Origin of the sequence: Bradyrhizobium sp. WD16 (assembly GCF_024181725.1) — a bacterium.
Classification (GTDB): domain Bacteria; phylum Pseudomonadota; class Alphaproteobacteria; order Rhizobiales; family Xanthobacteraceae; genus Bradyrhizobium_A.
In genome coordinates, this window is sequence record NZ_CP028908.1 from 5644751 (window position 1) to 5669250 (window position 24500).

20 protein-coding genes are annotated in these 24500 nt (G+C 66.7%); 8 read left to right on the plus strand and 12 right to left on the minus strand.

Annotated elements, in window-relative coordinates; genetic code table 11:
• The first annotated feature begins 207 nt into the window (after positions 1–207).
• Together DB459_RS26090 and DB459_RS26095 are read left to right on the plus strand one after the other, a co-directional pair.
• Entirely contained in the window at positions 208–1971 is a 1764-nt protein-coding gene (locus DB459_RS26090) for an ABC transporter ATP-binding protein (RefSeq protein WP_253709942.1), read from the plus strand.
• 117 nt (positions 1972–2088) lie between these two features.
• On the plus strand, positions 2089–4533 hold the full coding sequence (locus DB459_RS26095; RefSeq protein WP_253709951.1) for a mechanosensitive ion channel family protein: 2445 nt from the start codon (positions 2089–2091) through the stop codon (positions 4531–4533).
• A gap of 484 nt (positions 4534–5017) precedes the next feature.
• Here DB459_RS26095 and DB459_RS26100 read toward each other — a convergent pair whose 3' ends face one another.
• From DB459_RS26100 to DB459_RS26110, 3 genes are read right to left on the minus strand one after another with little or no spacing between them, the layout of a single operon-like run.
• On the minus strand, positions 5018–6430 hold the full coding sequence (locus DB459_RS26100) for an FAD-binding oxidoreductase (RefSeq protein ID WP_253713706.1): 1413 nt from the start codon (positions 6428–6430) through the stop codon (positions 5018–5020).
• Between the two features lie 28 nt (positions 6431–6458).
• Positions 6459–7538, minus strand: coding sequence for a D-TA family PLP-dependent enzyme (locus tag DB459_RS26105; RefSeq protein WP_253709953.1), 1080 nt, complete (start codon positions 7536–7538; stop codon positions 6459–6461).
• Positions 7535–8524 (minus strand): hydroxyacid dehydrogenase, encoded by a 990-nt coding sequence (locus DB459_RS26110; RefSeq protein WP_253709955.1) that lies wholly within the window; start codon positions 8522–8524, stop codon positions 7535–7537. The genes DB459_RS26105 and DB459_RS26110 overlap by 4 nt, the downstream gene beginning before the upstream one ends.
• 246 nt (positions 8525–8770) lie before the next feature.
• Here DB459_RS26110 and DB459_RS26115 point away from each other — a divergent pair, with 246 nt between their 5' ends.
• From DB459_RS26115 to DB459_RS26125, 3 genes are all read left to right on the plus strand, one after another.
• A complete protein-coding gene (locus DB459_RS26115; protein WP_253709957.1) occupies positions 8771–9487 on the plus strand; it encodes an RraA family protein in 717 nt (238 codons plus the stop codon).
• A 109-nt stretch (positions 9488–9596) separates the two neighbouring features.
• Positions 9597–10901, plus strand: coding sequence for a nicotinate phosphoribosyltransferase (gene pncB, locus DB459_RS26120; RefSeq protein ID WP_253709960.1), 1305 nt, complete (start codon positions 9597–9599; stop codon positions 10899–10901).
• A gap of 17 nt (positions 10902–10918) precedes the next feature.
• Positions 10919–11254 (plus strand): VanZ family protein, encoded by a 336-nt coding sequence (locus tag DB459_RS26125; RefSeq protein ID WP_253709963.1) that lies wholly within the window; start codon positions 10919–10921, stop codon positions 11252–11254.
• A gap of 134 nt (positions 11255–11388) precedes the next feature.
• Here DB459_RS26125 and DB459_RS26130 read toward each other — a convergent pair whose 3' ends face one another.
• Positions 11389–12369, minus strand: coding sequence for a tripartite tricarboxylate transporter substrate binding protein (locus DB459_RS26130; protein WP_253709966.1), 981 nt, complete (start codon positions 12367–12369; stop codon positions 11389–11391).
• 183 nt (positions 12370–12552) lie between these two features.
• Between DB459_RS26130 and DB459_RS26135 the strand changes: the two genes are divergently transcribed.
• The gene (locus tag DB459_RS26135) at positions 12553–13803 is read left to right on the plus strand and encodes a Zn-dependent hydrolase (protein ID WP_253709970.1); all 1251 of its coding nucleotides are present in this window, start codon (positions 12553–12555) and stop codon (positions 13801–13803) included.
• Positions 13804–14125: 322 nt separating this feature from the next.
• On the opposite strand, the gene DB459_RS26145 is transcribed toward DB459_RS26135, so the two are convergent.
• The 8 genes from DB459_RS26145 to DB459_RS26180 all read right to left on the minus strand — a co-directional run bounded on the left by DB459_RS26145 (position 14126) and on the right by DB459_RS26180 (position 21616).
• Positions 14126–14536, minus strand: a complete 411-nt coding sequence (locus DB459_RS26145) for a VOC family protein (protein ID WP_253709973.1) — start codon at positions 14534–14536, stop codon at positions 14126–14128.
• Positions 14537–14543: 7 nt separating this feature from the next.
• Positions 14544–14786 carry a DUF3297 family protein gene (locus tag DB459_RS26150; RefSeq protein WP_253709976.1) on the minus strand — a complete coding sequence of 81 codons (243 nt, stop codon included), beginning with the start codon at positions 14784–14786 and terminating at the stop codon, positions 14544–14546.
• 85 nt (positions 14787–14871) lie between these two features.
• Complete coding sequence (locus DB459_RS26155) at positions 14872–15747, minus strand: SDR family oxidoreductase (protein ID WP_253709978.1); 876 nt, start codon at positions 15745–15747, stop codon at positions 14872–14874.
• Between the two features lie 44 nt (positions 15748–15791).
• On the minus strand, positions 15792–16778 hold the full coding sequence (gene galE, locus DB459_RS26160) for a UDP-glucose 4-epimerase GalE (protein ID WP_253709981.1): 987 nt from the start codon (positions 16776–16778) through the stop codon (positions 15792–15794).
• 32 nt (positions 16779–16810) lie between these two features.
• Complete coding sequence (locus tag DB459_RS26165; RefSeq protein WP_253709984.1) at positions 16811–17629, minus strand: WecB/TagA/CpsF family glycosyltransferase; 819 nt, start codon at positions 17627–17629, stop codon at positions 16811–16813.
• Positions 17622–19901: an exopolysaccharide transport family protein gene (locus DB459_RS26170; RefSeq protein WP_253709987.1), complete on the minus strand. Its 2280-nt coding sequence runs from the start codon at positions 19899–19901 to the stop codon at positions 17622–17624. The genes DB459_RS26165 and DB459_RS26170 overlap by 8 nt, the downstream gene beginning before the upstream one ends.
• A gap of 154 nt (positions 19902–20055) precedes the next feature.
• The gene (locus tag DB459_RS26175; RefSeq protein ID WP_253709990.1) at positions 20056–20847 is read right to left on the minus strand and encodes a polysaccharide deacetylase family protein; all 792 of its coding nucleotides are present in this window, start codon (positions 20845–20847) and stop codon (positions 20056–20058) included.
• Positions 20813–21616, minus strand: coding sequence for a bifunctional 2-polyprenyl-6-hydroxyphenol methylase/3-demethylubiquinol 3-O-methyltransferase UbiG (locus DB459_RS26180; protein ID WP_253709993.1), 804 nt, complete (start codon positions 21614–21616; stop codon positions 20813–20815). Before DB459_RS26180 ends, DB459_RS26175 begins: the two co-directional genes overlap by 35 nt.
• Positions 21617–21909: 293 nt before the next feature.
• Here DB459_RS26180 and DB459_RS26185 point away from each other — a divergent pair, with 293 nt between their 5' ends.
• On the plus strand, positions 21910–23004 hold the full coding sequence (locus DB459_RS26185; protein ID WP_253709995.1) for a glycosyltransferase family 2 protein: 1095 nt from the start codon (positions 21910–21912) through the stop codon (positions 23002–23004).
• A 129-nt stretch (positions 23005–23133) separates the two neighbouring features.
• Positions 23134–24498: a GNAT family N-acetyltransferase gene (locus DB459_RS26190; RefSeq protein WP_253709998.1), complete on the plus strand. Its 1365-nt coding sequence runs from the start codon at positions 23134–23136 to the stop codon at positions 24496–24498.
• Positions 24499–24500 lie beyond the last annotated feature (2 nt).

The following is a 24500-nucleotide window of genomic DNA, read 5'->3' on the forward strand; positions in this document are numbered from 1 at the left end:
GATCCGGGGCCGATGCGGAATCACACTGCCGTCTCTCAATCGCCACAGCCTGTCCTCAAAAGTCCGTCACGAATGGAACACGGCTATCTGGACCGACTTCTACAAGCCGTGGTGCGCGCACTTGTTCCTGCGCATCACGTTCGCGACGAAGGTCGGACAAATCATCCGTACAAAGCCAATGTGTCGTGGTCGGGGTGAAAATATCTCATGAGCGATTTTTGCCGCTGGACCGATCGTCCCATCGCGTTTCTTCTGTGGTACGCGCTCAGAAGGAAGGTGGCCCATGCCCTGATCCTGAGCGCCGTGCTGGTCGCGGTCGGCTTTTCGGTCAGCACCCAGTATGGCGTGAAGATCCTGGTCGATACCCTGTCGACCCCGCGGCACGGCGGAGATCCCTGGCCCGCCTTCGTGCTGCTGGTTTCGCTGATCGCCGCGGACAACCTGTGCTGGCGGGTCGCGAGCTGGGTGGCGAGCTTCACCTTCGTTCAGGTCACCGGCGACATCCGGCGTGACCTGTTCCGCCACCTCACCGCCCATTCGCACAGCTATTTCGCCGAGCGCCTGCCGGGAGTGCTGACCAGCCGCGTCACGGCGACGTCCAACGCCGTATTCGCGATCGAGAACATGTTCATCTGGAATGTGCTGCCGCCCTGCGTCGCGACGGTCGGCGCGATCGCGTTCCTCGCCACCGTCAGCCTGCCGATGGCGGCCATCCTGATCGCGCTGGCCGCGGTGATCGTGGTCGCCATGTTCCGCTTCGCCGCCGCCGGGCGGCCGCTGCACCATGAATTCGCCGACAAGGCGGCGGATGTCGACGGCGAGATGGTCGATGTCGTCGGCAACATGGCGCTGGTCCGCGCTTTTTGCGGACTCGTGCGCGAACATACGCGATTTGACGAGACCGTCTCGCGCGAGCTGAATGCGCGGCGCCGCAGCCTGCTCTATCTCGAGAAGCTCCGGCTCGGCCATGCGATCGCGACCGTCGTCCTCACCCTTGCCCTGCTCGGCTGGGCCATCACCCTGTGGCAGCGCGGTGCCGCCAGCACGGGCGATGTCGTGCTGGTCTGCACGCTCGGCCTGTCGGTGCTCAGCGCGACGCGCGATCTCGCGGTGGCGCTGGTCGACGTCACCCAGCACCTCGCGCGTCTATCGGAGGCGCTGCTCACACTGCTGGTTCCCCATCAGCTGCGCGACCACCCCGAAGCGGTCCCGCTGGTTCCCAAGCGCGCCGGCATCACATTCGATAACATCAGCTTCCGCTATCCCGGCGGCCGACAGGTCTTCACCGGCTTCAGCCTCGCGATCGAGCCCGGCCAGCGTGTCGGTCTCGTCGGCCGTTCCGGCGGCGGCAAATCCACGCTGCTCACGCTGCTGCAGCGGTTCCACGATGTCGACGACGGCCGAATCCTGGTCGACGGCCAGAACATCACCCGGATCACGCAGGAAAGTCTGCGGCAGGCGATCGCGACAGTTCCCCAGGACACCACCATGTTCAATCGCTCGCTGCTCGAGAACATCCGCTACGGGCGGCCCGATGCCAGCGACGAGGAGGTCTGGGAGGCCGCCGTCGCCTCGCGCTGTCACCTTTTCATCGAGAAGCTGCCGCAAGGACTGCAAACCGTGGTCGGCGACCGCGGCCTGAAGCTGTCGGGTGGCCAGCGCCAGCGCATCTCGATCGCCCGGGCCTTCCTCAAGAACGCGCCCATCGTGCTGCTGGACGAAGCCACCTCGGCGCTCGACTCCGAATCCGAGGAGGCGATCCGCACCGCGCTGGAACGCCTGATGGTCGGCCGCACGGTGATCGCCATTGCTCATCGTCTCTCGACCTTGCGGCACTTCGATCGTATCGTGGTGCTCAATTCCGGCTCCCTGGTCGAAGACGGCGCCCCCGAAGTCCTGGTTCAGCGCGAAGGTCCCTATCGCCGGCTGATCGAGCAGGAGGCTCGGCGGCTCGCCATCCAGGCAGCCTGACGCTCTCGCCTGCCATGGGCGAGTGAGCGGCGTTCTTCGAACCGCCGCTGCCATGACGCAACTTCACCGCGAACACCTGTTGAATTCCCTTAATTCTTAACCGGAGAACTGTGCAACGTGCCGCGACCGATCGTCTTTGTGCTCCCTGTCCTGTTCTGCGCCCTGTTCGTCCTGGGCGCCGCGCCCGCACGCGCCCAGCCCCCCTCGCCTGTACCACCGTCAGCGGCCGCAACCGCACCCATCGCGCGGCCGGCGCTGACGCCCGAGGAAGCCAGGCGCGCGCTCGAAACGCTGCAGGATGACGCCAGGCGCGCGCAGGTGATCGAAACGTTGCGGGCGATCGCCGCCGTGCCGCAGACGGCGTCGCCACCGGCAACACCTTCATCGTCGCCACAGGCCGCGCCCGCAACGCCGGGCGCGAGCACCAAGAGTGACGGCAAGGACGACAGCATTCCGCCCCTTGCCGCCGACAGCCTCGGCGCTCAGTTGCTGCTCGCCATCTCCCGCAATCTCGATGACATCTCCACCGAACTGAGCCAGGGGGCGCAGACCGTCACGCGCTTTCCGGAGCTCTGGCATTGGCTGGTGCGGACCGTTTCGGATCCCGCCTCCTACAATCTGCTTCTCGACATCGCCTGGAAGCTCGCGCTGGTGATGGGCGCCGCGCTGCTCGCCGAACGGCTGGTCGCCCGCCTCGTCGCGCGGATGCTGGTCTACCTCGAAACCCATCTGCCGGGCGCGGCGCGCCGGCCGGCTCCCGAAGTTGCCGATGCCATGCCGCTGGTGCCGCCGCTCGAAACCGAACGGCCCGAACAAGTCCGCAAGCGCCACATGGTGCTGACCCGCGCATGGCAATCGCTGATCCGGCTGCCTTATGTGCTGGCTCGTTTCGTCGTCGATCTCGGTCCGGTGCTCGCCTTCACGGCGACCGCGATGGTCCTGCTCAGCACACGCCTCGGCGAACTCGGCACCACCCGTCTCGTCATCCTCGCCCTGATCGACGCCTACGCCCTGTTGCGGGCGATCGAGTGCCTGACCCGCATGGCGGTGTCTTCAGGTCCGCTCAGTCTCGTCACAGTGCGGCACGAAACCGCGGCTTACGTCTCCATCTGGGTCAGACGGCTCGTCACCGTCGGTGCTTTCGGCTTCGCTCTTGCCAATGCCGCCTACCTGTTGGGACTTTACCAGTCCGGCTATTACGCGCTGCTGCGCATCGTTCTGCTGGTGATGCATCTGCTGGTCGTGGTCATCATCCTGCAATGCCGCCAGGCCGTCGCCCGGGCGATCCGCGCCGATCGCGACGGCACCGCCTTCCTAGCAACGAGCCGCAATCGCCTCGCCAGTCTGTGGCACATTCCGGCGATCGCGCTGGTCTTGGCGCTCTGGGTGGTCTGGGCACTCAATGTCCGCAACGGCTACGCGCTGCTCCTGCAGTACTTCGTCAGCACCGCCGCGGTGCTGCTGGTGGCGCGGCTGCTCACCATCATCGCGCTCGGCGTGATCGATCGCCTGTTTCGCATCCACCCCGATCTGTCGCAGCGCTTCCCCGGCCTCGAGGCCCGCGCCAACCGCTATCTGCCGCTGTTGCGCAACACCGTATCAACGGTGATCTCGGCGGCAACGCTGATTGCGGTGCTGGAGGTCTGGGGAATCGACGCCATGGTCTGGTTCGCCGTCGGCCAGATCGGCAACCGTCTGGTCTCCGCCGTCACCACCATCGCCATCGCCGTCTTCGCGGCGCTGGCGGTCTGGGAGGTCGGCAACGCGCTGCTCGAACGCCAGCTTAACCGCCTCGTCCATGACCATCATCATGCCCGCGCCGCCCGCCTGCGCACCTTCATTCCGATGCTGCGCACCACGCTGTTCGCGGTGATCGCCGCCGTGGTGGCGTTGACCGCGTTGAGCGAGATCGGCGTCAACGTCGCCCCCCTGCTCGCCGGCGCCGGCATCGTCGGCATCGCGGTCGGCTTCGGCTCGCAGAAGCTGGTGCAGGACCTGATCACCGGATTGTTTCTGCTGCTCGAGAACGTCGTCCAGGTCGGCGACACCGTCACCGTGTCAGGCGTCACTGGCACGGTGGAGAATCTGTCGATCCGCACCATCCGCCTGCGCGATGGCGACGGCTCGGTGCATATCGTGCCCTTCAGCTCGGTGACCAGCGTGACCAATGCCAGCCGCGGCAAGGGCAATGCGGTGGTCAACGTCTCCATCGCCTTCAAGGAGGATACCGACCGCGCCAGCGCCGTGCTGAAATCGATCGGCGCCGAATTGCGCAACGACCCGGACTTCCGCCATCTCATCCGCAGCGATCTGGAGCTCTGGGGCGTCGACAAGGTCGACGGCAGCATGGTGACGATGGTCGGACAGATTCCCTGCACCGACGCCGGCCGCTGGCCGGTCCAGCGCGAATTCAACCGGCGCATGAAGAAGCGCTTCCAGGAGAACGAACTCGAGATCGCGACGACGAGGTCGACGGTCATTCTCCAGGCACCGCCGCCGGCCGAACCCGACGAGGTCCAGCAAGGTCGCGAGCGGCGCCGCATGCCGGCGCACCCCGGCTAGTGCCCGCTTTCCGAAGTTCGTGCTACATCGTGGCAACCTCTTACACGAACTTCGGAAAACAACGGGCACTAGCAAATTTATGATTCTAGTACCCTTTTATTTCCGAAGTTCGTGTCCGGACGATGCCGCAACTGACTCACGAACTTCGGAAACAGGCTACTGGTGTCCCGGTTCTAACGTTCGTATCACTTTGCAGCGAGCGCTCGTACGAACGTCAGAACCAAAGGGACACTAGTGTGGCGTCTCGCAATTGCCTATGCCCTTCGCGGCAAGCTCCTGTAGGCAATTGCGAGACATAAGCCGCACCAGCTTTTTGATTTTGCTAGTGTCCTTATGTCTCCGAATGACCGTGCGAGCATGAGGCAAATGGAGCGGTAATTCGGAGACAGGACACTAGTGTGGTTTTGGATCTGACGCTCGTACGGAGAATTCGCTGCGACGCTGATACGAGCGTCAGATCCACCACACTAGACCGGGCTCGAGCTCAGATCACCTTGCCCGGGTTGAGAAGCCCCTCGGGATCGAGCGCCGCCTTGAGCGTGCGCATCAGCGCGATCTCGGTCTCGCTGCGGGCATGCCCGAGCCATTTCTTCTTCGCCGTGCCGATGCCGTGCTCGGCCGAGATGCTGCCGCCCACGTCGCGGACGAGGCCATAAACGATGGCGTCCATCTCCTCCTTCGGCTGGCGCTCCACGGTCAGGCCGTGGACCCAGGAGACGAGATGCAGATTGCCGTCGGCGATGTGGCCGTAATAGACGCTTTCGCATCCAGGGATGGCGGCCGCGAGGGCCGCCTTGCAGCGCGTCGCGAACTCGTCCATCCGCGCGACCGAAAGGCCGATATCGTAGGAGATGTGCGGCCCGAGCACCTGGCCGAATTCCGAGCAGATGTCGCGCACCGCCCAGAGCCCCTGGGTCTGCGCCAGCGATTGCGATACCACGGCGTCGACCAGCAACCCGCGTTCCATCGTGTCCTCGAGCCAGTCCTGGAACCGCGGCGCATCCGCGGCCTCGTCAGCGCCCTGGGCTTCCACCAGCACATAGATCTGTCCGCCGGATGCGATCGGCGGACGGACACCGGCGCGCGTCGTGATCACCTCCCAGTAATCGGACCACATCACTTCGAAGGCGGAGAGCAGCGGGCCGAGCCCGACGCGCGCAGCGTCCAGAAACCTGAGCACCGCCGGATAATCGGCGAGCGCGCACAGCGCCGTCATGGTCGAGCGCGGTTTTGCAAACAGCCGCAGCACCACCCGTGTGATGATGCCGAGCGTGCCTTCCGAACCGATGAACAGGTGCTTCAGGTCATAGCCGGCGTTGTTCTTGAGAAGCTTGTTGAGATTGGTGATGACGGTGCCGTCGGGAAGCACGACTTCGAGGCCGAGCACGAGCTCGCGCGTCATGCCGTAGCGGATCACGCGGTTGCCGCCGGCGTTGGTCGAGAGATTGCCGCCGATAGCGCAGGAGCCGCGCGAGCCCAGATCGAGCGGAAAGAACAATCCGGCGTGATCCGCGGCCTGCTGGATCACCTGCAGCGGCGTGCCGGCCTTGACCGTCATGGTGGCGCTGGTGGGATCGATCTCCTCGATACCGACCATGCGCTCCGTCGAGATCGCCACCCAGCCCAGCTCCGGCGCCGCGCCACGGCACAACCCGGTCAGGCCGCCCTGCGGCACGAACGGCAGCCCGACCCTGCGGCAGGCTTTGACCGCCGCGGCGACGCCCGCGGCATCGAGCGGACGCACCACCGCGCGCGGCACCTGGGGCGGGGTGGCGCTCCAGTCGTTGCAGTTGCGCGCGGGAATGTCGTCCCCGAGCAGCACGGCCTGCGAGCCGAGCAAGGCGCGCAGCGCGTCGAGCTCGCGGTCCAGCCTGTCGACTTCCATGACGCCATCCATCGCATTCTCACTGATCATCTGTCCTGCCTCAGCGCAGCCGGCCGCGCGCCGCGACCGGCAGCGTGCCGATGATCTCCTCGCCCCGCACCATCACCACCTCGTCGACCATATTGACGACGACGCAGACATGGTTCGGCACGATGCGCACGACGTCACCGACATTCGGCCGCGTGTTGCTGCGCGACAGGTCGAGAAAGCCGTGCTCCTCGGCGAAGCGCGCGATCTTCGCTTCGGGATGCTCGAGGATCAGGCCGTGGCCCTCGAGTCCTCCGGTATCCGAGGTCAGGGTCTTGGAACCGGCATCGATGATGCCGCGCTCGGGCGCTGCGCGGCTGACCACCGTGGCATAGACATGCAGCGCGCAGTCGTCCCAGCCGGCGACGCCCGCCGCGACCTGCATGCGGTCGTTGTAGATGTAGGTGCCGAACCGATGCTCGGTGGCTCCCTTGAGCTTGCCGACATTGGGCAGGTTCGGCGTACCGCCGGTCGAGACGATCTCGGGCTCGAGCCCGAGCGCGCGGACCCCGGCCACGGCCTCGTCGAAGAACCGCTGCGCCTCGGCCCAGCCGCTCTCGGTCGGATACATCAGGAAGCCGGCGAAACGCAGGCCGCGCGTCTCCTTGAGGAGGTTGGCCAGCGCGATCGCCTCGGCCGGCGTTTCGACGCCGGCGCGCTTGCGCCCGGTATCGCATTCGATCACCACGCCAAGCTCCCTGCCGCCGATCTCGGCGGCGGGCGGCAGACCTTCAATGACCACCGGATTGTCGGCCGTGACGGTCACGCGCGTGTGCGCAAGCAGCGCGCCGAGCCGGCGCGCCTTCTCTTCGCCCAGCAGATTGTAGCTGATCAGGATGTCGTCGAGCCCGGCCCCGGCCATGACCTCGGCCTCGCCGAGCTTCTGGCAGGTGATGCCGCGGGCGCCGGCGTCGCGCTGCAGGCGGGCGAGATAAGGGCTCTTGTGCGTCTTGATGTGGGGGCGGTTGGCGAGCCCCGCCTCGTCACACACGGCCTGGATACGCGCGATGTTGCGCTCGACCCGGTCCATGTCGATGACCAGCGCCGGCGTGCCGTAGTCGCGGGCGATCTTCGCCGCCAACGTCGTGGTCATGCCAGCACCTCCGGATTGATGACATTGTCCCGGATCGGCGCGCCGTCGAGCACGGAAAGGATATTGCGGGCGGTCTGTTCGCCCATGCGATCCAGGGCCTCGCGGGTGACGCCGGCGAGATGCGGCGCGACAACGACGTTGTCGAGCCTGAACAATGGATTCTCCGCCGACGGCGGCTCGCGATCGAACACGTCGAGGCCGGCGCCGGCGAGACGGCCGGTAACCAGCGCGTCGTAAAGCGCCGTCTCGTCGACGATGCCGCCGCGCGCGGTATTGATCAGACAGGCCGAGGGCTTGAGGCTGCGCAGCCGCGCGGCACCGAACAGGCCGACGGTCTGCGGCGTCTTCGGGCAATGCAGGGTGACGAAGTCCGCGTCCTTGAGCGCGGCATCGAGATCGGGGGCGTGGCGGCAGCCGGCCGACTCGATCTCGGCCGCGCTCTTATAAGGATCGAACACCACCACCTTCATCTCCATGGCGAGGCAGCGCTTCGCCGTGCGCGAGCCGATGCGGCCGAAACCAACGATCGCCACGGTCCTGCCGTAGAGGTCGAACGGAATGGCGCCGAGCCGGTCGCCCCAGCGGCCCTGCTTGACCAGGCGGTCGAGTTCGGCGCCACGCTTGGCCAGGGCCAGCATCATGTACAGCGCCTCCTCGGCGACCGACGGCGAATTGGCGATGCCGGTGGTCATCAGCGGCACTTTCGCCGCGGTCAGCGCCGGCACGTCGATGGCATCGAACCCCACCCCCATGCGCGCTACCACCTCGATGCCTGCCGAAGCCGCGATCTCCGACGCGCCGAAGCGCGTCGGCCCGAGCGCGACGCCGTGCACCGGGGCATGACGACGCAACAGCGCATTGAAATCGTCCTGGGCAATGGCGTTGGGAAACTGGATGGCATCGATGTCGTCCCGCGCGCCGAACAGCGCCATGCCTTCCGGCGGCAGGGTCTCGGTGATCAGCAGAGTCTTTCGGTTCGTCGCCATGCCCCTCACGCCCTCTCGAGGATTTTAGCTTCGCTTGACGCGCCCTCGTCCCGCCGCGTCGCCAATGCCAAATCCTCTCCACCAGGTTTCTTCTGCTAACCCAGCGCAGGCGGGCCAGCAACCACCGTACGCGCAGGGCACATTGCGCAATCTCTGTGCCACCCGCCGTGCTGCGGCGCGCTCGACCTTGCTGCAGCCGTGACGAACGGGCAGTCTGCCGCGTCTCGTTCATGCGGAGACTGCAACGTGACCCACGCCGCCGAACCCTTGCCCGCCGCCGTGCTGCAAGCCCTCACCCATTTCGACACGCCCACGATCTGCAATGCGCTGGAAATCGTCGCGCCATCCCGGCGGCTGAACGGCTACACGGTCAAGCCGCTGGTCTGCCCGTTTCCCAATCTGCCGCCGATCGTCGGCTATGCCCGCACGGCCACGATCCGCGCGACCTCGGCGTCGGAACTGCCCGCAGCCGAGCAGCGCGCCCGCCGCTCCGCCTATTACGAATATGTCGGCACCGGTGCCGGTCCGCGCATCAGCGTCATCCAGGATCTCGATGGCGCCAGCGTCGGCTACGGCGCCTTTTGGGGCGAGGTCAATAGTGCGGTGCACAAGGCGCTTGGCTGCCGCGGGGTGATCACCGACGGCTCCATCCGCGACATCCCGCAATGGGCGCCGGACTTCCAGGCACTGGCCGGCTCGGTCGGCCCGTCCCACGCCTATGTCCACGTCACGGCGTTCGGCGAGCCGGTCAACGTCGCCGGCATGACGGTGCGTTCCGGCGACCTGATCCACGCCGATCGCCACGGCGCCGTGGTCATTCCCTTCGAGCATGCCGCGCAGCTGCCCGCGGCGGTCGATCTGTGCAGCCGCCGCGAGGAGGTCATCCTCAAAGTTGCGCGCAGCCGCGACTTCACGCTGGAGCGGCTCAAGGAGGCCCTGACCCGGTCGGCCGAGATCCATTGAAACCCGGCGGATCGGCGGTATAGGCAGGGCGGACAGGGTCGGGTAGACTAAATGGAACCAGGGCGGCCCTCGCCGCCCGACCTTGCCGCCGGGGCCTTAGCAGACATCAATGACCGTCACCGACATTGCCACCCGCACCTATAACCACGGTTGGCGGCTCGACCCGATCATCCGCAGCCTTCTCGACACCGATTTCTACAAGCTGTTGATGCTGCAGATGATCCGGAAGATGTATCCGGACGTCCACGTCACCTTTTCGCTGATCAATCGCAGCAAGCACGTCCGCCTCGCCGAGGTGATTGACGAGAAGGAACTGCGCGCTCAGCTCGACCATGCGCGCACCGTGCAGCTGTCGAAGAAGGAACACATCTGGCTGGCCGGCAATAGCTTCTATGGCAAGGCCCAGATGTTCTCGTCGGACTTCCTGGCCTGGCTGGTCGATTTCCGGCTGCCGGAGTACGAGTTGCGCAAGGTCGACGGCCAGTATGAACTTTATTTCGAGGGCCCCTGGACCCACACCAGCATGTGGGAGATCCCGGCGCTCGCCATCGTCAACGAGCTGCGCTCGCGCCAGGCGATGAAGGGACACGGCCGCTTCGCCCTCGACGTGCTCTATGCCCGCGCCAAGGCCAAGCTGTGGACCAAGGTCGAACGGCTGAAACAGCTCGACGGGCTGTTGCTGTCGGATTTCGGAACCCGCCGCCGCCACGGCTTTCTCTGGCAGCGCTGGTGCGTCGAGGCCGTCAAGGAGGGCCTCGGCAATTCCTTTACCGGCACTTCCAACGTGCTGCTCGCCATGGACAACGATCTCGAAGCGATCGGCACCAATGCCCACGAGTTGCCGATGGTCTCCGCCGCCCTCGCCAACAGTGACGAGGAATTGCGGGTCGCGCCCTATCGAGTGCTCGACGACTGGCGGCAGATGTATGCCGGCAACCTCCTGATCGCCCTTCCCGATGCCTTCGGCACCACCGCCTTTCTGCGCGATGCGCCGGACTGGGTCGCCGACTGGACCGGTTTCCGGCCGGACAGCGCCCCGCCGATCGTCGCCGGCGAGCAGATCGTCCGGTGGTGGAACGACAAGGGCCGCGATCCCAGTCGCAAGATCCTGATCTTTTCCGACGCCATGGATGTCGACAGCATCGAGCGGACCTATCGTCATTTCCACGGCCGCGTCCGCACCAGTTTCGGTTGGGGTACCAATCTCACCAATGATTTTATCGGCTGCACGCCGGACGGCGCGGCGGACCTTGACCCGATCTCGCTCGTCTGCAAGGTCACCTCGGTGAATGGTCGGCCTGCGGTGAAACTCTCGGACAACACCGAGAAGGCCACCGGCGACCCGGAGGAGATTGCGCGCTATTTGCGGGTGTTCGGCGGCGACGATCGATTCACCAGCGCGGTGCGGGTGTAACGGGAGACACGCATCGCATGACCAGACTGTTCCGCCTCGCCGCCTGGCTGCTGTTCGCCGCCATCGTTCTGGCGACCCTTGGTTCGCCGAGCCTGCGGCCGCAGAGCTCGTTCGGCCACGACACCGAGCATGCCTTCGCCTTCGTCCTGCTCGGCGCCGCCTTTGGCCTCGGCTATGCCGAACGCCGCATGGAACTAGTGTTCGCGGCGATCCCCCTGATCGGCGTAATCGAGCTGCTGCAGCTCTGGGCGCCGGGGCGCCATGCCAGGATCGAGGATTTCGTCGTCAATCTTCTGGCCTTCTGGGTGGCGCTTGCCGTGGCGAACCTGCCCCGCCTGGTGCTGCGCCGCTGATCCGACACGCGATCTCGAAGCCGGTCTGGCGCCCGAAAGCCGGCGCGGGCCTCGCGGCGACGCCTTGGGTGGCTCCGGCGCTGAACAGAATCACTTCGCCCATGCGGTGACGTTCGCGGCATTCCGCACCCGCCTCAACGGGCTGTCTTTACGAAGAGCCTGGCGATCCCCGCCCACTTGATGATGTCGCCGCGCAGATAGCGATCGAACTCGGCCGTGGTCATCACCATCGGCGCAGCGCCCTGGGCCGCCCGTTGCGCCCGGACCTCAGGCTGCGTCACGGCATCCCGGATGGCCACGTTCAGCGCCTCGACGACCGGCTTCGGCGTTCCCGCCGGCGCCACGATGCCGAGCCAGATCGTTGCCTCGTAGCCGGGGACGCCGGCCTCGTCGGCGGTCGGTACGTCCGGCAGCACGCTGGTGCGGGTCTTGCCGGTGGTGGCAAGCGCCCTGACCTGACCGGCGGCGATATTGGGCGCCATGACGGTGACAGCGTCGATCATCATCTCGACCTGGCCGCCGATGATGTTGTTGCGGGCTTCGCCGCTGTTGCGGTGAGGCACATGGACGATGTCGGCGCCGGTCATGGCTTTGAAGAGTTCGCCGGCCATGTGATAGGGCGTCCCAGTACCGGAGGAAGCGTAGTTGAGCGTGCCGGGCCGGCTCTTCGCGAGCGCGATGAACTGCCGCAGCGTCGTCGCCGGGACCGACGGATGGACCACGATGACGAGGTCCGAGGAATTCACCGGCGCCACCGCGACGAAATCGCGCATCAGCTGATAATTCCGGTCGGGCAGCAGGGTCTCATTCGCGGTCTGGGTGTTCGACATCATCAGCAGCGTGTAGCCGTCCGCCGGCGATCTCGCCGCCTCGAGCGTGCCGATGACGCCGCCGGCGCCGGGCCGGCTTTCCACCACGAAGGGCTGCTTGAAACGATCCTGCAGATACTTGCCGATCAGTCGCGCGGCAACGTCGGCCGGGCCGCCGGCCCCGAACGGAACGATGACCCTGACGAGATGTGTCGGATAGTCGGCAGCCTGCGAATGCGCACTGGCGCGGCCGAAGACGACCGCGGATAACGCGGCCAGCAGCGCCCACGCGATCCCCGGCGCCATTCCCTCCCTCCCGGATCTTGTTGTCGTTCTCAACGGGGGGCGCAGCTTAGCACCATCCGCAGGCCGGATGCGACCCCCACGGCCGTCATCGCGGTCCGACCGCGCATGGCTTCGCGGCGGCGGCAAATGGTGCTAATCGGCAGGACGCCGGGATTGCTTAAGGACGTAAGGGACTCATTCTTCATGGCTCACAGCGCCTCGAACCTGCAGATCAATTCGGACCGGCTCTGGGGCACGATCCACGAAACCGCGCAGTTCGGCGCCACGCCCAAGGGCGGCGTGCGCCGCCTGACCCTCGGCCCCGAGGACCAGAAGGTGCGCGACTGGTTTCGCGCGGCCTGCGAAGCCGCTGGCTGCACGGTGCATGTGGATACGCTCGGCACCCTCTATGCCATCCGGCCGGGGCGCGACATGACCATGGATCCGGTCGGGCTCGGCTCGCACCTCGACACCCAGCCGACCGGCGGCAAGTTCGACGGCATCCTCGGCACCCTCTCCGCCCTGGAGGTGGTGCGGACGCTGAATGATGCCGGCATCACCACCGATGCGCCGCTGTGCATCATCGACTGGACCAACGAGGAAGGCTCACGCTTCGCGCCGGCGATGATGGCCTCGGCGGCCTATGCCGGCGACTTCACCACCGAGGACATCCTGTCGCGCCGCGACGCCGACGGCATCAGCGTCGGCGAGGCCCTCGACGCCATCGGCTATCGCGGCAAGGAAGCGGTCGGCGCCGTCAAGCTGCAGAATTTCGTCGAGCTGCACATCGAACAGGGGCCAATCCTCGAGGCCGAAGGCAAGACCATCGGCGTGGTCGAGCATGGCCAGGGTGTCATCTGGTATGACGGCGTGGTCACAGGCTTCGCCGGCCATGCCGGTGCGACGCCGATGCCGCTTCGTCGCGACGGCCTCGCCGCGCTCAGCGAGGTGGTTCTCGCGGTCGAGGCGCTAGCGACCGCACTCGGTCCGAATGCGGTGGGCACCATCGGCGAGGCCGTGATCAGCCATCCTTCGCGCAACGTGGTGCCGGGCGATCTCGCCTTCACTCTCGACCTGCGCAGCGCCGATGCCGGCGTCCTCGATCGTCTCGACGAGGCCGTGCGCGAGAAGATCGCGGCAATCGCGACGCGCCGCAACGTGGCCGTCGAGCTGACGCAGGTGTGGCGCAAGCTGCCGACCCATTTCAATGGGAAGCTGGTCGACGCGGTGGAGACGGCGACCAGGGCGCTCGGCTATTCCCATCGCCGTATCACATCCGGCGCCGGTCACGACGCCTGCAATCTCGCCAACGTGATGCCGGCGGCAATGATCTTCGTGCCCTGCAAGGACGGTGTCAGCCACAACGAGCTGGAAGACGCCACCCAGGCGGACTGCACCGCCGGTGCCAACGTGCTGCTCCACACCGTGCTGTCGCTGGCCGGCATCGCTGACTGAGCGAGGCACCATCGACGCTCCGGAGCGCGATCGATTGATCGCGCTCCGGTTGGCGAAGTTCGAAGGCGCGCGCCGCCGAGATCGTAGAACCCCTCCTGAAGATGCAGATCGCTGTGGCAAACTCCGCAACGGGTCACCTCGACCACGACCTCGGATCCCTTGGGCTACGGATCGGCGACGTCGATCGCCTGCACAGGCTCGCAGACCGGTTGGACGGCGTAGGCGCGCATAGATTCTTCCTCCCTGTTCTGTCATCGGCCTTTGCGGCCTGTTGCCGACTTGGTGAAACATCCCCGGCGAGGCGAGCCGGGGATCGAGATCTTCAGGCCCGATAGGACGCGATCTCGATCAGGCTGCCATCGGGATCGCGGCAATAGACGGAGGTGAGGACGCCGCGGGCGCCCTGCTTGGCGACGGGCCCCTCCTCGATCGCGACGCTGCAGCTCTGAAGATGCCCAACCACCGCCTCGGGCGTTGCCGTGGTCAGGAAGCAGAGATCATCACTGCCGGCCTTGGCGTGACGCGCAGTGAACCATTCGACCGTATCGGCCAGGGCCGGCCGCAGATTGATCTTCTGCTGACCGAACACCATCGACACCCGCTGCGCCTTGCCCTGCCCTGGATTGAAATCCTGCCGGACCATGCCGAGGACGCGCGCATACCACGCGGCGGAAACTTCTACATCGGCGACATTGACGACGAGATGATCGAGCCCCGTGACCGCGAGAGCCATGGCGGCCTCAGCTGCGATCGCGGAAATAGGGTTCGACCGTCCCGGACAGTTTGACGGTCATCGGATTGCCGAAGCGGTCCTTGGCCGTGCCGACCGGAACCCGGACCCAGCCCTCGCTGACGCAGTACTCCTCGACGTTGTCCTTTTCGACGCCCTTGAAGCGGATACCGATGTCGCGGGCCAGGATTTCGGCGTTGTAGTAAGGGCTTTTCGGATCAACCGAGAGGCGGTCGGGGAATTCATCCGTCATCGTCACTTTTCCATGCGGTCCTGCCGATTCCATAGCTCCCTTGGGCGGCGCTGACAATGTCGGCCCTTTCGCCGGCTGCCGCGCTTCAGTGCGGCCCCTCGCCGGCCGCGCGCAGCGCCGAAAGCCCCTCGCGGTAGCTCCGATAGCGCAGCCTGACGCCGAGTTCGACGGAGAGCAGACGGCTGCGGACGCGCTTGCTCTCGCTGAAGAAGCTGCGCGACATCGGGCTGAGCTCCGCCTGCGCGAACGGAATTTCGGGCGGCGCTGCGACGCCGCAGAGACCGGCGGCATAGGCGACGACGTCCTGCGGCGGCGCCGGCTCGTCATCGACAACGTTGTAGATCGCGCCGGCGCGCGGCTGCCGCCGCGAGGCGGCGACCGTCTGGACGATGTCGTCGACGTGGATGCGGTTGAAGACCTGGCCGGGCTTGACGATACGACGCGCCGTCCCGACCGCGAGCTGATCGAGCTGGTTGCGGCCCGGGCCATAAATGCCGGCAAGGCGGAAGACCTGCACCGGACCTCGCCGGTCGCGGCCGAAGGCGAGCCATGCCTGTTCGACGGCGAGCCGCCGGCGCGACCGTTCCTCGCCGGGCGTCGGCGGACTGGCTTCGTCGACCCAGCCGCCCTGCCGGTCGCCATACACACCGATCGTGGAAAGATAGCCGATCCAGCGCAGCGACGGCGCCGCGGCGAGATCGTCACCATAGACCCGCAACACCGGATCGCCGTCGTCGTCCGGCGGCACCGACACCAGCACGGCATCGCTGGTTGCGAGATCGCGGGCGAGTGTTGCGTCATGGTTGCGGCCATCGAACAGGTGCAGTTGCAGGCCGGAGCCGGCAAGCGCTTCGGCCTTGGCGCGCGTTCGCACGCTCGCCGCGACGGCGTCGCCGCGCGCGAGAGCGTCGCGTGCAATGAAACCCGCGGTGTAGCCGAGACCGAAGATGAACAGCTTCATGCCCGCAACGATCTATACGGCGCCCGGTCCGAGAATATGGCGGCTCAGCTCTGCGCCGGATGGGCGAGCTGATGCCAGGCCCATGCCGACCGCACGATGGTCGCGAGATCCGAATGACGGGCCACGAAGCCGAGGGTCTCGCGCGCCCGGCTCGGATCCGCCACCAGTTCGGCGGGATCGCCCGGCCGGCGCGGCCTGATCGTCCACGGCACGGCGCGGCCGGTCTCCGCGGCAATCGCGGCCAGCACCTGCTTCACAGAGAAGCCCGACCCAGTGCCGAGATTGAAACTGCCCCCGGCGTGACCTTCGAGCAGCAGCCGCAGCGCCAGGACATGGGCCGCGGCGAGATCCGTCACATGGATGTAATCGCGGATCGCGGTGCCGTCGGGGGTCGGATAGTCGTCGCCGAATATGGCGAAGTCCGGCGCATGGCCCTGGAGCGCCATCATCGCCCGCGAAATGAGATGGGTCTCGGGATCGCGCAACTCGCCGATCACGCCCGAGGGGTCGGCGCCGCAGGCGTTGAAATAGCGCAGGCAGAACGCCGACAGGCCGTAAGCCGCACGATAATCGGCGATGATGCGCTCGACCATCCACTTCGAGGCGCCGTAGGGATTGATCGGCTTGCAGTCGAGTGTCTCGCTGATCAGGCCGCTCGGCACCTCGCCGTAGACCGCGCCGGTGCTGGACAGAATGAAGCGGCTGCAGCCGCCTTCGCGCAAGCCGGCAAGCAGCGCCAGGGTGCCGGCCAGGTTGTTGAGATAGTACTTCTGCGGATCAACGACGGATTCACCGACCAGGCTGCAGGCGGCGAAATGCATCACAGCCACGACCTGATGGTCCCTGACGGTATCGGCAATTTTTTGCCTATCGCCGATGTCGCCTTCGACAAGGGGCCCCCAGCGCACGAAATCGCGATGGCCCGTGGTTAAATTATCGTAGCTGACGGGGGTGAAGCCGGCCTCGGCGAGCGCCTTGCAGCAATGCGCTCCGATATAGCCGGCGCCTCCGGTGACCAGGACATTCTGCATGTTCGAACCACTCCGTGCCGGCCGTCATGACGTCAGGGGCGCCGGGCGAAGGCCGCTTCCCCGGAGCGCGTCAACAACAGATACATGGCACGTGGATTGGTCGTCGCATAGCGCCAGATGAGGCGGCGCGGCTCGAGGGCGATGCGCCACGCCCATTCGAGGCCGGTCGCCTGCATCCATCTCGGCGCCCGGGAGCGGCTGCCTGACAGGAAATTGAACAGACCACCAGAGGTCTTGATCACCCCGACATCGCCGAGCCGGTCGGTGAATCTCGTCACGAAGCGCTGTTCGCCGGGTACGCCCAGGGCGATCCAGAGAAAATCCGGCTTGAGGCGATTGATTTCGTCGACCTTGTCCTCCAGCGCCTTGCCGGTGAGATAGCCGTGGCAATGACCGACGATGCGCAGACCGGGATGCGCCCGGCGCACATTGGCGACCGCAGCGCGGTTCTCCGCATCGTTCGCGCCGTACATGTAGAACGTCAGCCCGCGGGCTGCGGCTTTGTCGGCGACGACGTGAAACAGATCGGTCGTGGCGACCCGCTCGGGCAGCGGGCACGCCGTGCGCCAGCGCGACGCCATGACCAACGGCTGGCCGTCGGCGCTGATCAGATCCGCCGCGCGGAAGAGACCGTCGAGGTCCGGATCGGTGGCGCAGCGGGCCAGAACCTCGCCATTCGCCGACGTCAGATAGAGCGGCCGGCCGAATTCGTGGCGGCGCAGCGCCGCGCCGATCATGAAGTCGGCGGTCTTCTCCATGTCCAGCACGCCTAGCCGCAAGCCGCCCAGCAGCACGCGCGGAATGTCGGCGGTCGCGGCGCGACCGACCGGGTTCTTTCGTCGTTCAAGCATATTCGCATTCCTGCACTACGCCGGCGCCGGGGCCATCGATTTCGTTGATCACGACACCCAACAGCTTGCGCGCGTCGCTCCCCAGAGCCGCCAGCAGACCCTCCATGGCGGCATTGATGTCGACCTGGGCCGGCAGGGCGGCCAGCAACCCGTCGGCGAAGTCGAGGATGCTGCGGTCCCAGTCGGCGAAAGGGGCCGCCGGCCCGTCGAGGATGATGAGGCCGCATTCGGTGGTCGCGCGGGCGTGCTCGGCGATCATCCGCTCGGCTTCCGCCATCAGCGCCGGCTCCGCGCCGGAGCCCAGCGGCAGCACGGTGACGCGGTTGAGGGTTTCGATCGGCGAGCCCAATCCGCTCGGCGTCGGCAGCCCGGCGTCGCGCGTCGGACGGAACGCCTGAAGTCGCTGCGACAACCCGCCCTGCGGCAGATCGCTGTCGATCAGCAGCACATCGAAACCGTCATGGGCCGCGGCGAGCGCCGCGTTGAGGGCGGTGACCGAACGGCTGGCATCGCCGCGCGTGCCGATCACCGCCAGCAACGGCGCGTGACGCATCGAGGTACGACTGGCGGCGACGACGCGGATCTCCCGCATGGCCTCGGCGAAGGCGCCGGCCGGACCGCCGATCCGAAGGGTCGGCCAGCCGATCCGGTTGAGATCGACGGCGCCCTGGCCAGAGCTGTCGGCATTGCGCGGATAGACCTCTTCCGACTGCAGCCGCATGATCAGCGGCTTATCGCGCGGCGGCAGCGCCGCACTGGCAACCGGCGTCTCCTGCTTGAGCATCACGTGCGGCAGCCCGGCTGCCTGCAACGGTGCCGAGACCGTCTGCGTCACAGGCGCCGGCGCCGTCAGGGCACGCAACCGGTCGAGCAGCACGATCGCCGCGATGCTCCCTCCCGAGCCGAACAGCAGGCCGGCGAGCATCAATAGCGCCATGCCGGGTGGAAAGCTCCGCCGCTGGGGGATATTGGCCTCGCTGGTGACGCGCGCGGTCGACGTGTTGAGGCGCTCCTGCTCTTCGGTCTCGCGCGACCGCTTCAGGAAGGCCTGATAGACGCCGCGGTTCGCCTCGACGTCGCGCTCCAGTTCGCGCAGCCGGACCGAAGCCTTAGTCATGTTCATGCTCTGGCGCTTGAGGCCATCGAGCGCCCGGGAGAGCCCGTTCTCGTAGTCGCGGGCGCGAATCAGGTCGTTCTTGGCCGCCTGGGCGAAGCGGGCGATCTCCTCGTTGATGTTCTTCTTCAGGTCCGCGACCTGCGTATCCATCGACCGGATCGCAGGATGGCGCGGCCCGAGTTCGTTGGCGAGCTCCGCCTGCCGCCGGCGCGCTTCGGCGTATTGGGTCCGCAGGCCGGCCAGCGTCGGCGAGCGCAGCGCCTCGGCGGTGGCGCCGCCGTCGCCGCTGGCGCGGATGGTTTCGGTGATCTGGTCGTAGCGGGCCTGGGCGTCGAGGGTCGCCGCACGTGCCGTGCTGAGCTTGGCATTCATTTCCGAGAGCTGCTGGTCGGTCACCGAGGTGTCCTGGGTGCCGACGAAATTGTTCTCGGCCTTGTAGGCCGCCACCGCATTCTCGGCGGCGCGCAGCCGCTGCTCGAGCTCCTTGAGCCGTGCCGAGAGGTCGACGGTGGCGCGCCGCGCCGACGACGACTGGACGTTGGAAGCCTCGGCGAGATAGGCCGCGGCCACCGCATTGGCGAGTTTCGCCGCCTTGACCGGATCCCGTGACCAGACATCGACATCGACGATGAACGTGCGGTCGGTGCGCTTGACGTTGACATGCTTGGTGAGCGCTTCCAGCGCTCCTGTGCGCAGGTCTCGGTCCGCACCGCCGGTACCGCCGAACGAGACCAGACGAGTCAGGCCGGCGAGCAGGCCAGCGGACTGGCCGCCGCCGAATTCGGGATCATCCTCCAGATGGGCGCTGTCGACGACGCGCAGGAGAACGCTGCTCGAGGTGATCAGACGCGCCTGGCTCTCGACGACCATCGGCAGGTTGGCGGCGTCCTGGGTCCGCGGCGCCAGTTCGCGGTCGACCAGCTGCAGCTCCCGCGGATCGACGTAGAGCTGCGCCGTGGCGATGTATTTCGGAGCCAGACTCTTGCCGACGATCAATCCCGCGAGGGCGCAGCCGAGCCCTGCGCCGAGGATGAGATAGCGTCGCCGCCACAGCAGCAGAACGAGGTCGAGCAGGTTGAAGCCGGCGAGCGCCGGTGCTCCCCGCTGCTCCGCCGGCGCAGCAGGATCGGCCGGGGCCAGGTCATAGGCCAGCATCAGCGCAACACTCCCTGCTCATGGCAAGGAATGCGCCGGGTCGCCGCGGAGCTGTTTACGCCGCGGATCTCAAGTCCTCTGCAACGGACGACCATTGACAAACTCTTAACCTTACCGATCTCTTAACTTTCCATCAAAAGAACGAAGAAACGGTTTAAATCCTCGCTGCCTGCAGCCCTTCCGCAACGCTGACGATGGCGAGGTCGCGGCGCTTTGCGCCCTTGAGGGCGTGATCGAGCAGCGCCTCCGAGCAGCCATAGGCGCTCGGACGGCGACAGACGTCGTGGCCAAAGAAGATCAACCAACCGTTGTCGGCGACAGCCGCATCCATCAGGTCGTCGAGCCGGGCGCGATCGATCTCGCGGTCGATCAACGGCACCGCCTTGAGAAACTGCAGGTCGACCCGACCGCGATTGATACCCGGAACGATGCTGCGGCTGGTCCGGAAATGCTGCGCCAGCTGCCGTTTGCCGCGGAACGTGCCGACACCATAGGGAAACGCGAAATTGGCCAGCCTCGCGCCGGGCACCAGCTCTTCGAAACAGGCGCGATTGCGGGCAATCTCGGCCTCGAGCGTCGTCGGATCGAGATCGCTGGCCCTGATGTGCGAATAGGTATGGCAGCCAAGCTCATGACCCCGCGCATGAAGATCCGCGAGTTGCGCCGCCGTGGCGTGCTGCCAGAACTTGTCGCGCTCGCCGACGAGCGTGCCGGAGACATAGAACGTCCCGTGCGCGCCATAGGCCTCGAGCGCGGCGGCTCCGACGGTTGCCGCGCTGTGCGGCACGTCGTCGAAGGTGAAACTGACCATCGGCCGCGGATTGGCGAGCTGCGCGCCCGCCATCGGCACGTGCATCGCCAGGCGATGCGACAGCCGATCGCGAAGCACCGACCAGGTCGTCCCGGCAGCCTCAGAGCTTGCGAAGAATGAGGTGGTAATCGCCACGCCTGACATCCTTGGTGTTGAACAGGAACGCGTTGCTGACCGACGCCGCAACGTCGAGCAGCTTGCCGAAAGCGGGCTTGCCGACGCGCAACTCGGGATATCGTGGCGACTCGTAGATGCGATCATAGAGAACCTCGTAGCCGAGGCTGCGAGCGAAGCGCTTCAGGCGCTCCGGCTCGACCAGCGGATGGAAATGAACCGGGAACGGCGGCTCGCCAGGCTTGCCGGCACCGGCGACGCCCATGATGTTGCGGTAGTACCAGACGTGGAAGGCGTGTGGCGTGACGCGCGTGACGAAGCCCGACAGGGAGTTCGGATTGGGCGCGCCGATCATGATCAGCCCGCCGCGACGAAGCGCTTCGTTGAAGCGCCGAAACGCCCGCTCGACTTCGGAAAGGTGCTCGATCACGTTGTCGCAGATGATCAGGTCGAAGCTGTCGCGCGGAAAGCGACAGGCCTGGATGTCGCCGAGAATCTTGCGCCGGGCATAGCCGTTATTGGTGAGTTGCACCTCGTCGATGTCGACGACGGTGATGTCGGCCCGCGCCAGCACCGACGGCGGCAGGAAGCTCGTCGACCCGCCGCCGGCCTCGTAGATCGTCGGTGCCGACGACGGCAGCACTCGCTGCAGCACGTCGTGAGCCTGCTTCAGGCTATCTCTCGCCTCGCCGGGCGGCAGAACCGCAAGATACCCCGTCTCGGCGTGCCGGCGCGCGGACGCCTCGACGGACGACAACCTCACTGCAACGCAGCTCAGGTCGATCGGCATACTTGAGTTCCAGTTCGCCACCATTGCTCGGCCCTTTCCCGATACGTCGCCCCCCCCCAGCCGGTCGCCGGCCCGGATCGCTTATCGGCGCGTCCGCCTGTGAAGCGATCGGCACGTCCGCAGACACATTGAGCAAAATCGGTGCCGGGGCTGCGCCAGCCGCCGGCCAGGCGCGGACCGTGGTTAACGCCCCGCGATCCATGCCGTTGACGGCGGAGTCTCGGCCAAACCTGCTCGAATTCACGGATCTTGCCGCCGGATAGAGCTGGCTCGATTTTGGCAATGAGGTCGGGATGACCACGCAATCTGCCCTGGCACGGACCACCTCATCCCATGTTGGGACAGACCTGTCCCGCGACCGCGCGCAGGCCGAAAGGCTGGAGACGGCGCTATCTCTCATCGCCGTCAAGACCGCAGCTGCCATCGTCGGTCGCGAAATCGTCGCGAGCAGCGAACGGCTCGACCAGCAGGTCGAGGCCGTGGTGTGCATCCCGGCATTCCGCCGCCCGACCCAGTTGCGCGCAACGCTCCACTCCCTCGAACGGCAGGTCACCTCCGTGCGCTTCGCCGTGGTCGTCGCCGAGAACGACGCCGAGGGGCGTGCGAGTATCGTCGAAGCGCACCACTTCCTGATGCTCTCCGGCATTCCGGGTCTCTGCGTCCTGGAGCCTCGGCAGGGCAACTGTCGCGCCATCAATGCCGCCTTCGAGACGGCTCGCGCCGCCTTTCCGCAGGCCGACGCCTTCCTGATGATCGACGACGACGAAATCGCCTCACCGGACTGGCTCGAACGGATGGTCGAGGCATCACGAACCAGTGGCGCCGATATCGTCGGCGGACCGGTCTATCCCCGCTTCAGCGACGGCAGGGATCATCTCGCACAGCATCCTGTCTTTTGCCCGGCCTATGCCGTCACGGGACCGGTGCCGACGATCTATGGCAGCGGCAACTGCCTGATCCGGCGCAGCGTGTTTGAAAGCCTGGCCCCTCCATCGTTCGATCTGCGATTCAACTTTCTCGGCGGCGGCGATACCGATTTCTTCGGCCGCGGCCGCGCCGCCGGCCTGCGCTTCTACTGGGTCGCCGAAGCAACCGTCGTCGAAACCGTCCCGCCCGAACGCACCCGCCTGTCCTGGATCGCCGGCCGTGGCGTCCGCATCGGCGCCATCAACTACCTCAGCCAGCGCGGACTTCAACGGACGCCCGCGGCAAGGTTCCGCTTCGCCTGCAAGATGGCGGTGCTATGGCCCTATTCGCTGGTGAGAGCCGGCCGCATGGTGCGGCAGGGCGGAAGCTGGCTCATGGCCGTTCATCCCGTCCTGGTGGCGAGCGGCAGCCTGCTTGCGCTGATCGGGATCCGGCCACAGCCATACCGCGCCAGGATCTGAGCAGGGGCGAGCGGTCACCACGCCGGCATCGCCCTTGCACATCCTGCCCCGAGCGGGCCCGAACCGTCCCTCGACGGGACGGCGGGCGCGCCGAAACGAGACAGCCTGTCCAGTGAAGGAGCAGTGAGCGTGATCAGCAAGGCGGTGTTCACCGGCCGGGGCGCCACCCGGGCGCTGCCGTGGGGGCACCAGCCGTCCGGCCGGACCAAGCCGACCAGCATGATCGCCGACGGCCATCCGGGCGCCAAAACGCGGACGCCAGCGGACTATCGCGTCGAGGTCGTGCAGGACTGGGCTGCGTTCGCACCGGTCTGGAGCGCGATGGGTACCGAGGCCGTCACGGGGCCATTCCAGCACCGGTTCTGGCTCGACGCCTGGTATGGCGCCTTCGCCTCCGCCCAGGAAATCGAACCGCGCATCATCGTCGCCCGCGACCGTGCCGACGGCCGGCTCGCCGTCGCCTTGCCGCTGATCGTGCGCTCCCGGCGCGGTTTGCGTATCGCCCAGTTTGCCGACTGCGATCTCACCGACTACAACGCGCCGCTGCTCGGCCCCGCGGCCCCGGACGACGAAGTCGGCGCCGAACGATTGTGGCGCGCGCTCGTGGCCGCCGGGCTCGATGACGTCGACTTCGTCGAACTCAAGAAAATGCCGGTCGCGCTCGGCGGACGTCCCAATCCGCTCGCGCTGCTGCCATACGTCGCGCGTTGCGCCGTCGACGGCAATATCGTCACCACAGGCGATGATTACGACGCCTGGCGCCATTCGCGCGGTCGCTCGGCGCGCAAGGATCTGGAGCGCTGCTGGCGGGTGTTCATGCGTCACGAGAACGCCGCCTTCCGCCGCATCACCGATGTCGACGAGGCGCTGGACACTCTTGCCGTGATGGAGCGCCAGCAGAGCTCGCGCATGACTGAACTCGGCCAGGTCTACATTCTCGACCGCAGCGGGCCCCGCACCTTCTACCGCGAGCTCATTGCCTCCGGCCTGGGATCGGGCGACGTCGTCATGACGGCACTCGCCTGCAATGGCGACGTCATTGCGGCGCTGCTCGGAATTCGCGACGCGGCCCGCTTCGTGATGATCCGCATCAGCCATGCCGGGGCGGCGTGGTCGAATTGCTCGCCGGGCCGCCTCGTGATCGAACGCAGCATGGCCCACCTTCACGGTGTCGGCTGCCGCGAGTTCGACTTCGGCATCGGCGACTACGACTACAAGCGCCGCTTCGGTGTCGACACCATTCCGCTGGTGGACAACGTCACGGCCCTGAACTGGCGCGCGCTGCCCAGCGCGACACGCAGCGGCGCCGTGCAGTGGCTGCGCCGCCATCCCGAACTCGACCGCCTCGCCCGCCGCTGGTTCGCAGGCCGGCGCGCCGCCGCACGCCGGTCACCGGAGGGTGCGGTCGCGCCGCCGTCGGTCGGCGCCATGAACGGAAGACCCACGCCGGCCCGGCTTCTCGCCTCGTCCGAAACGCCTCCGGCCCTGTGCTGAGC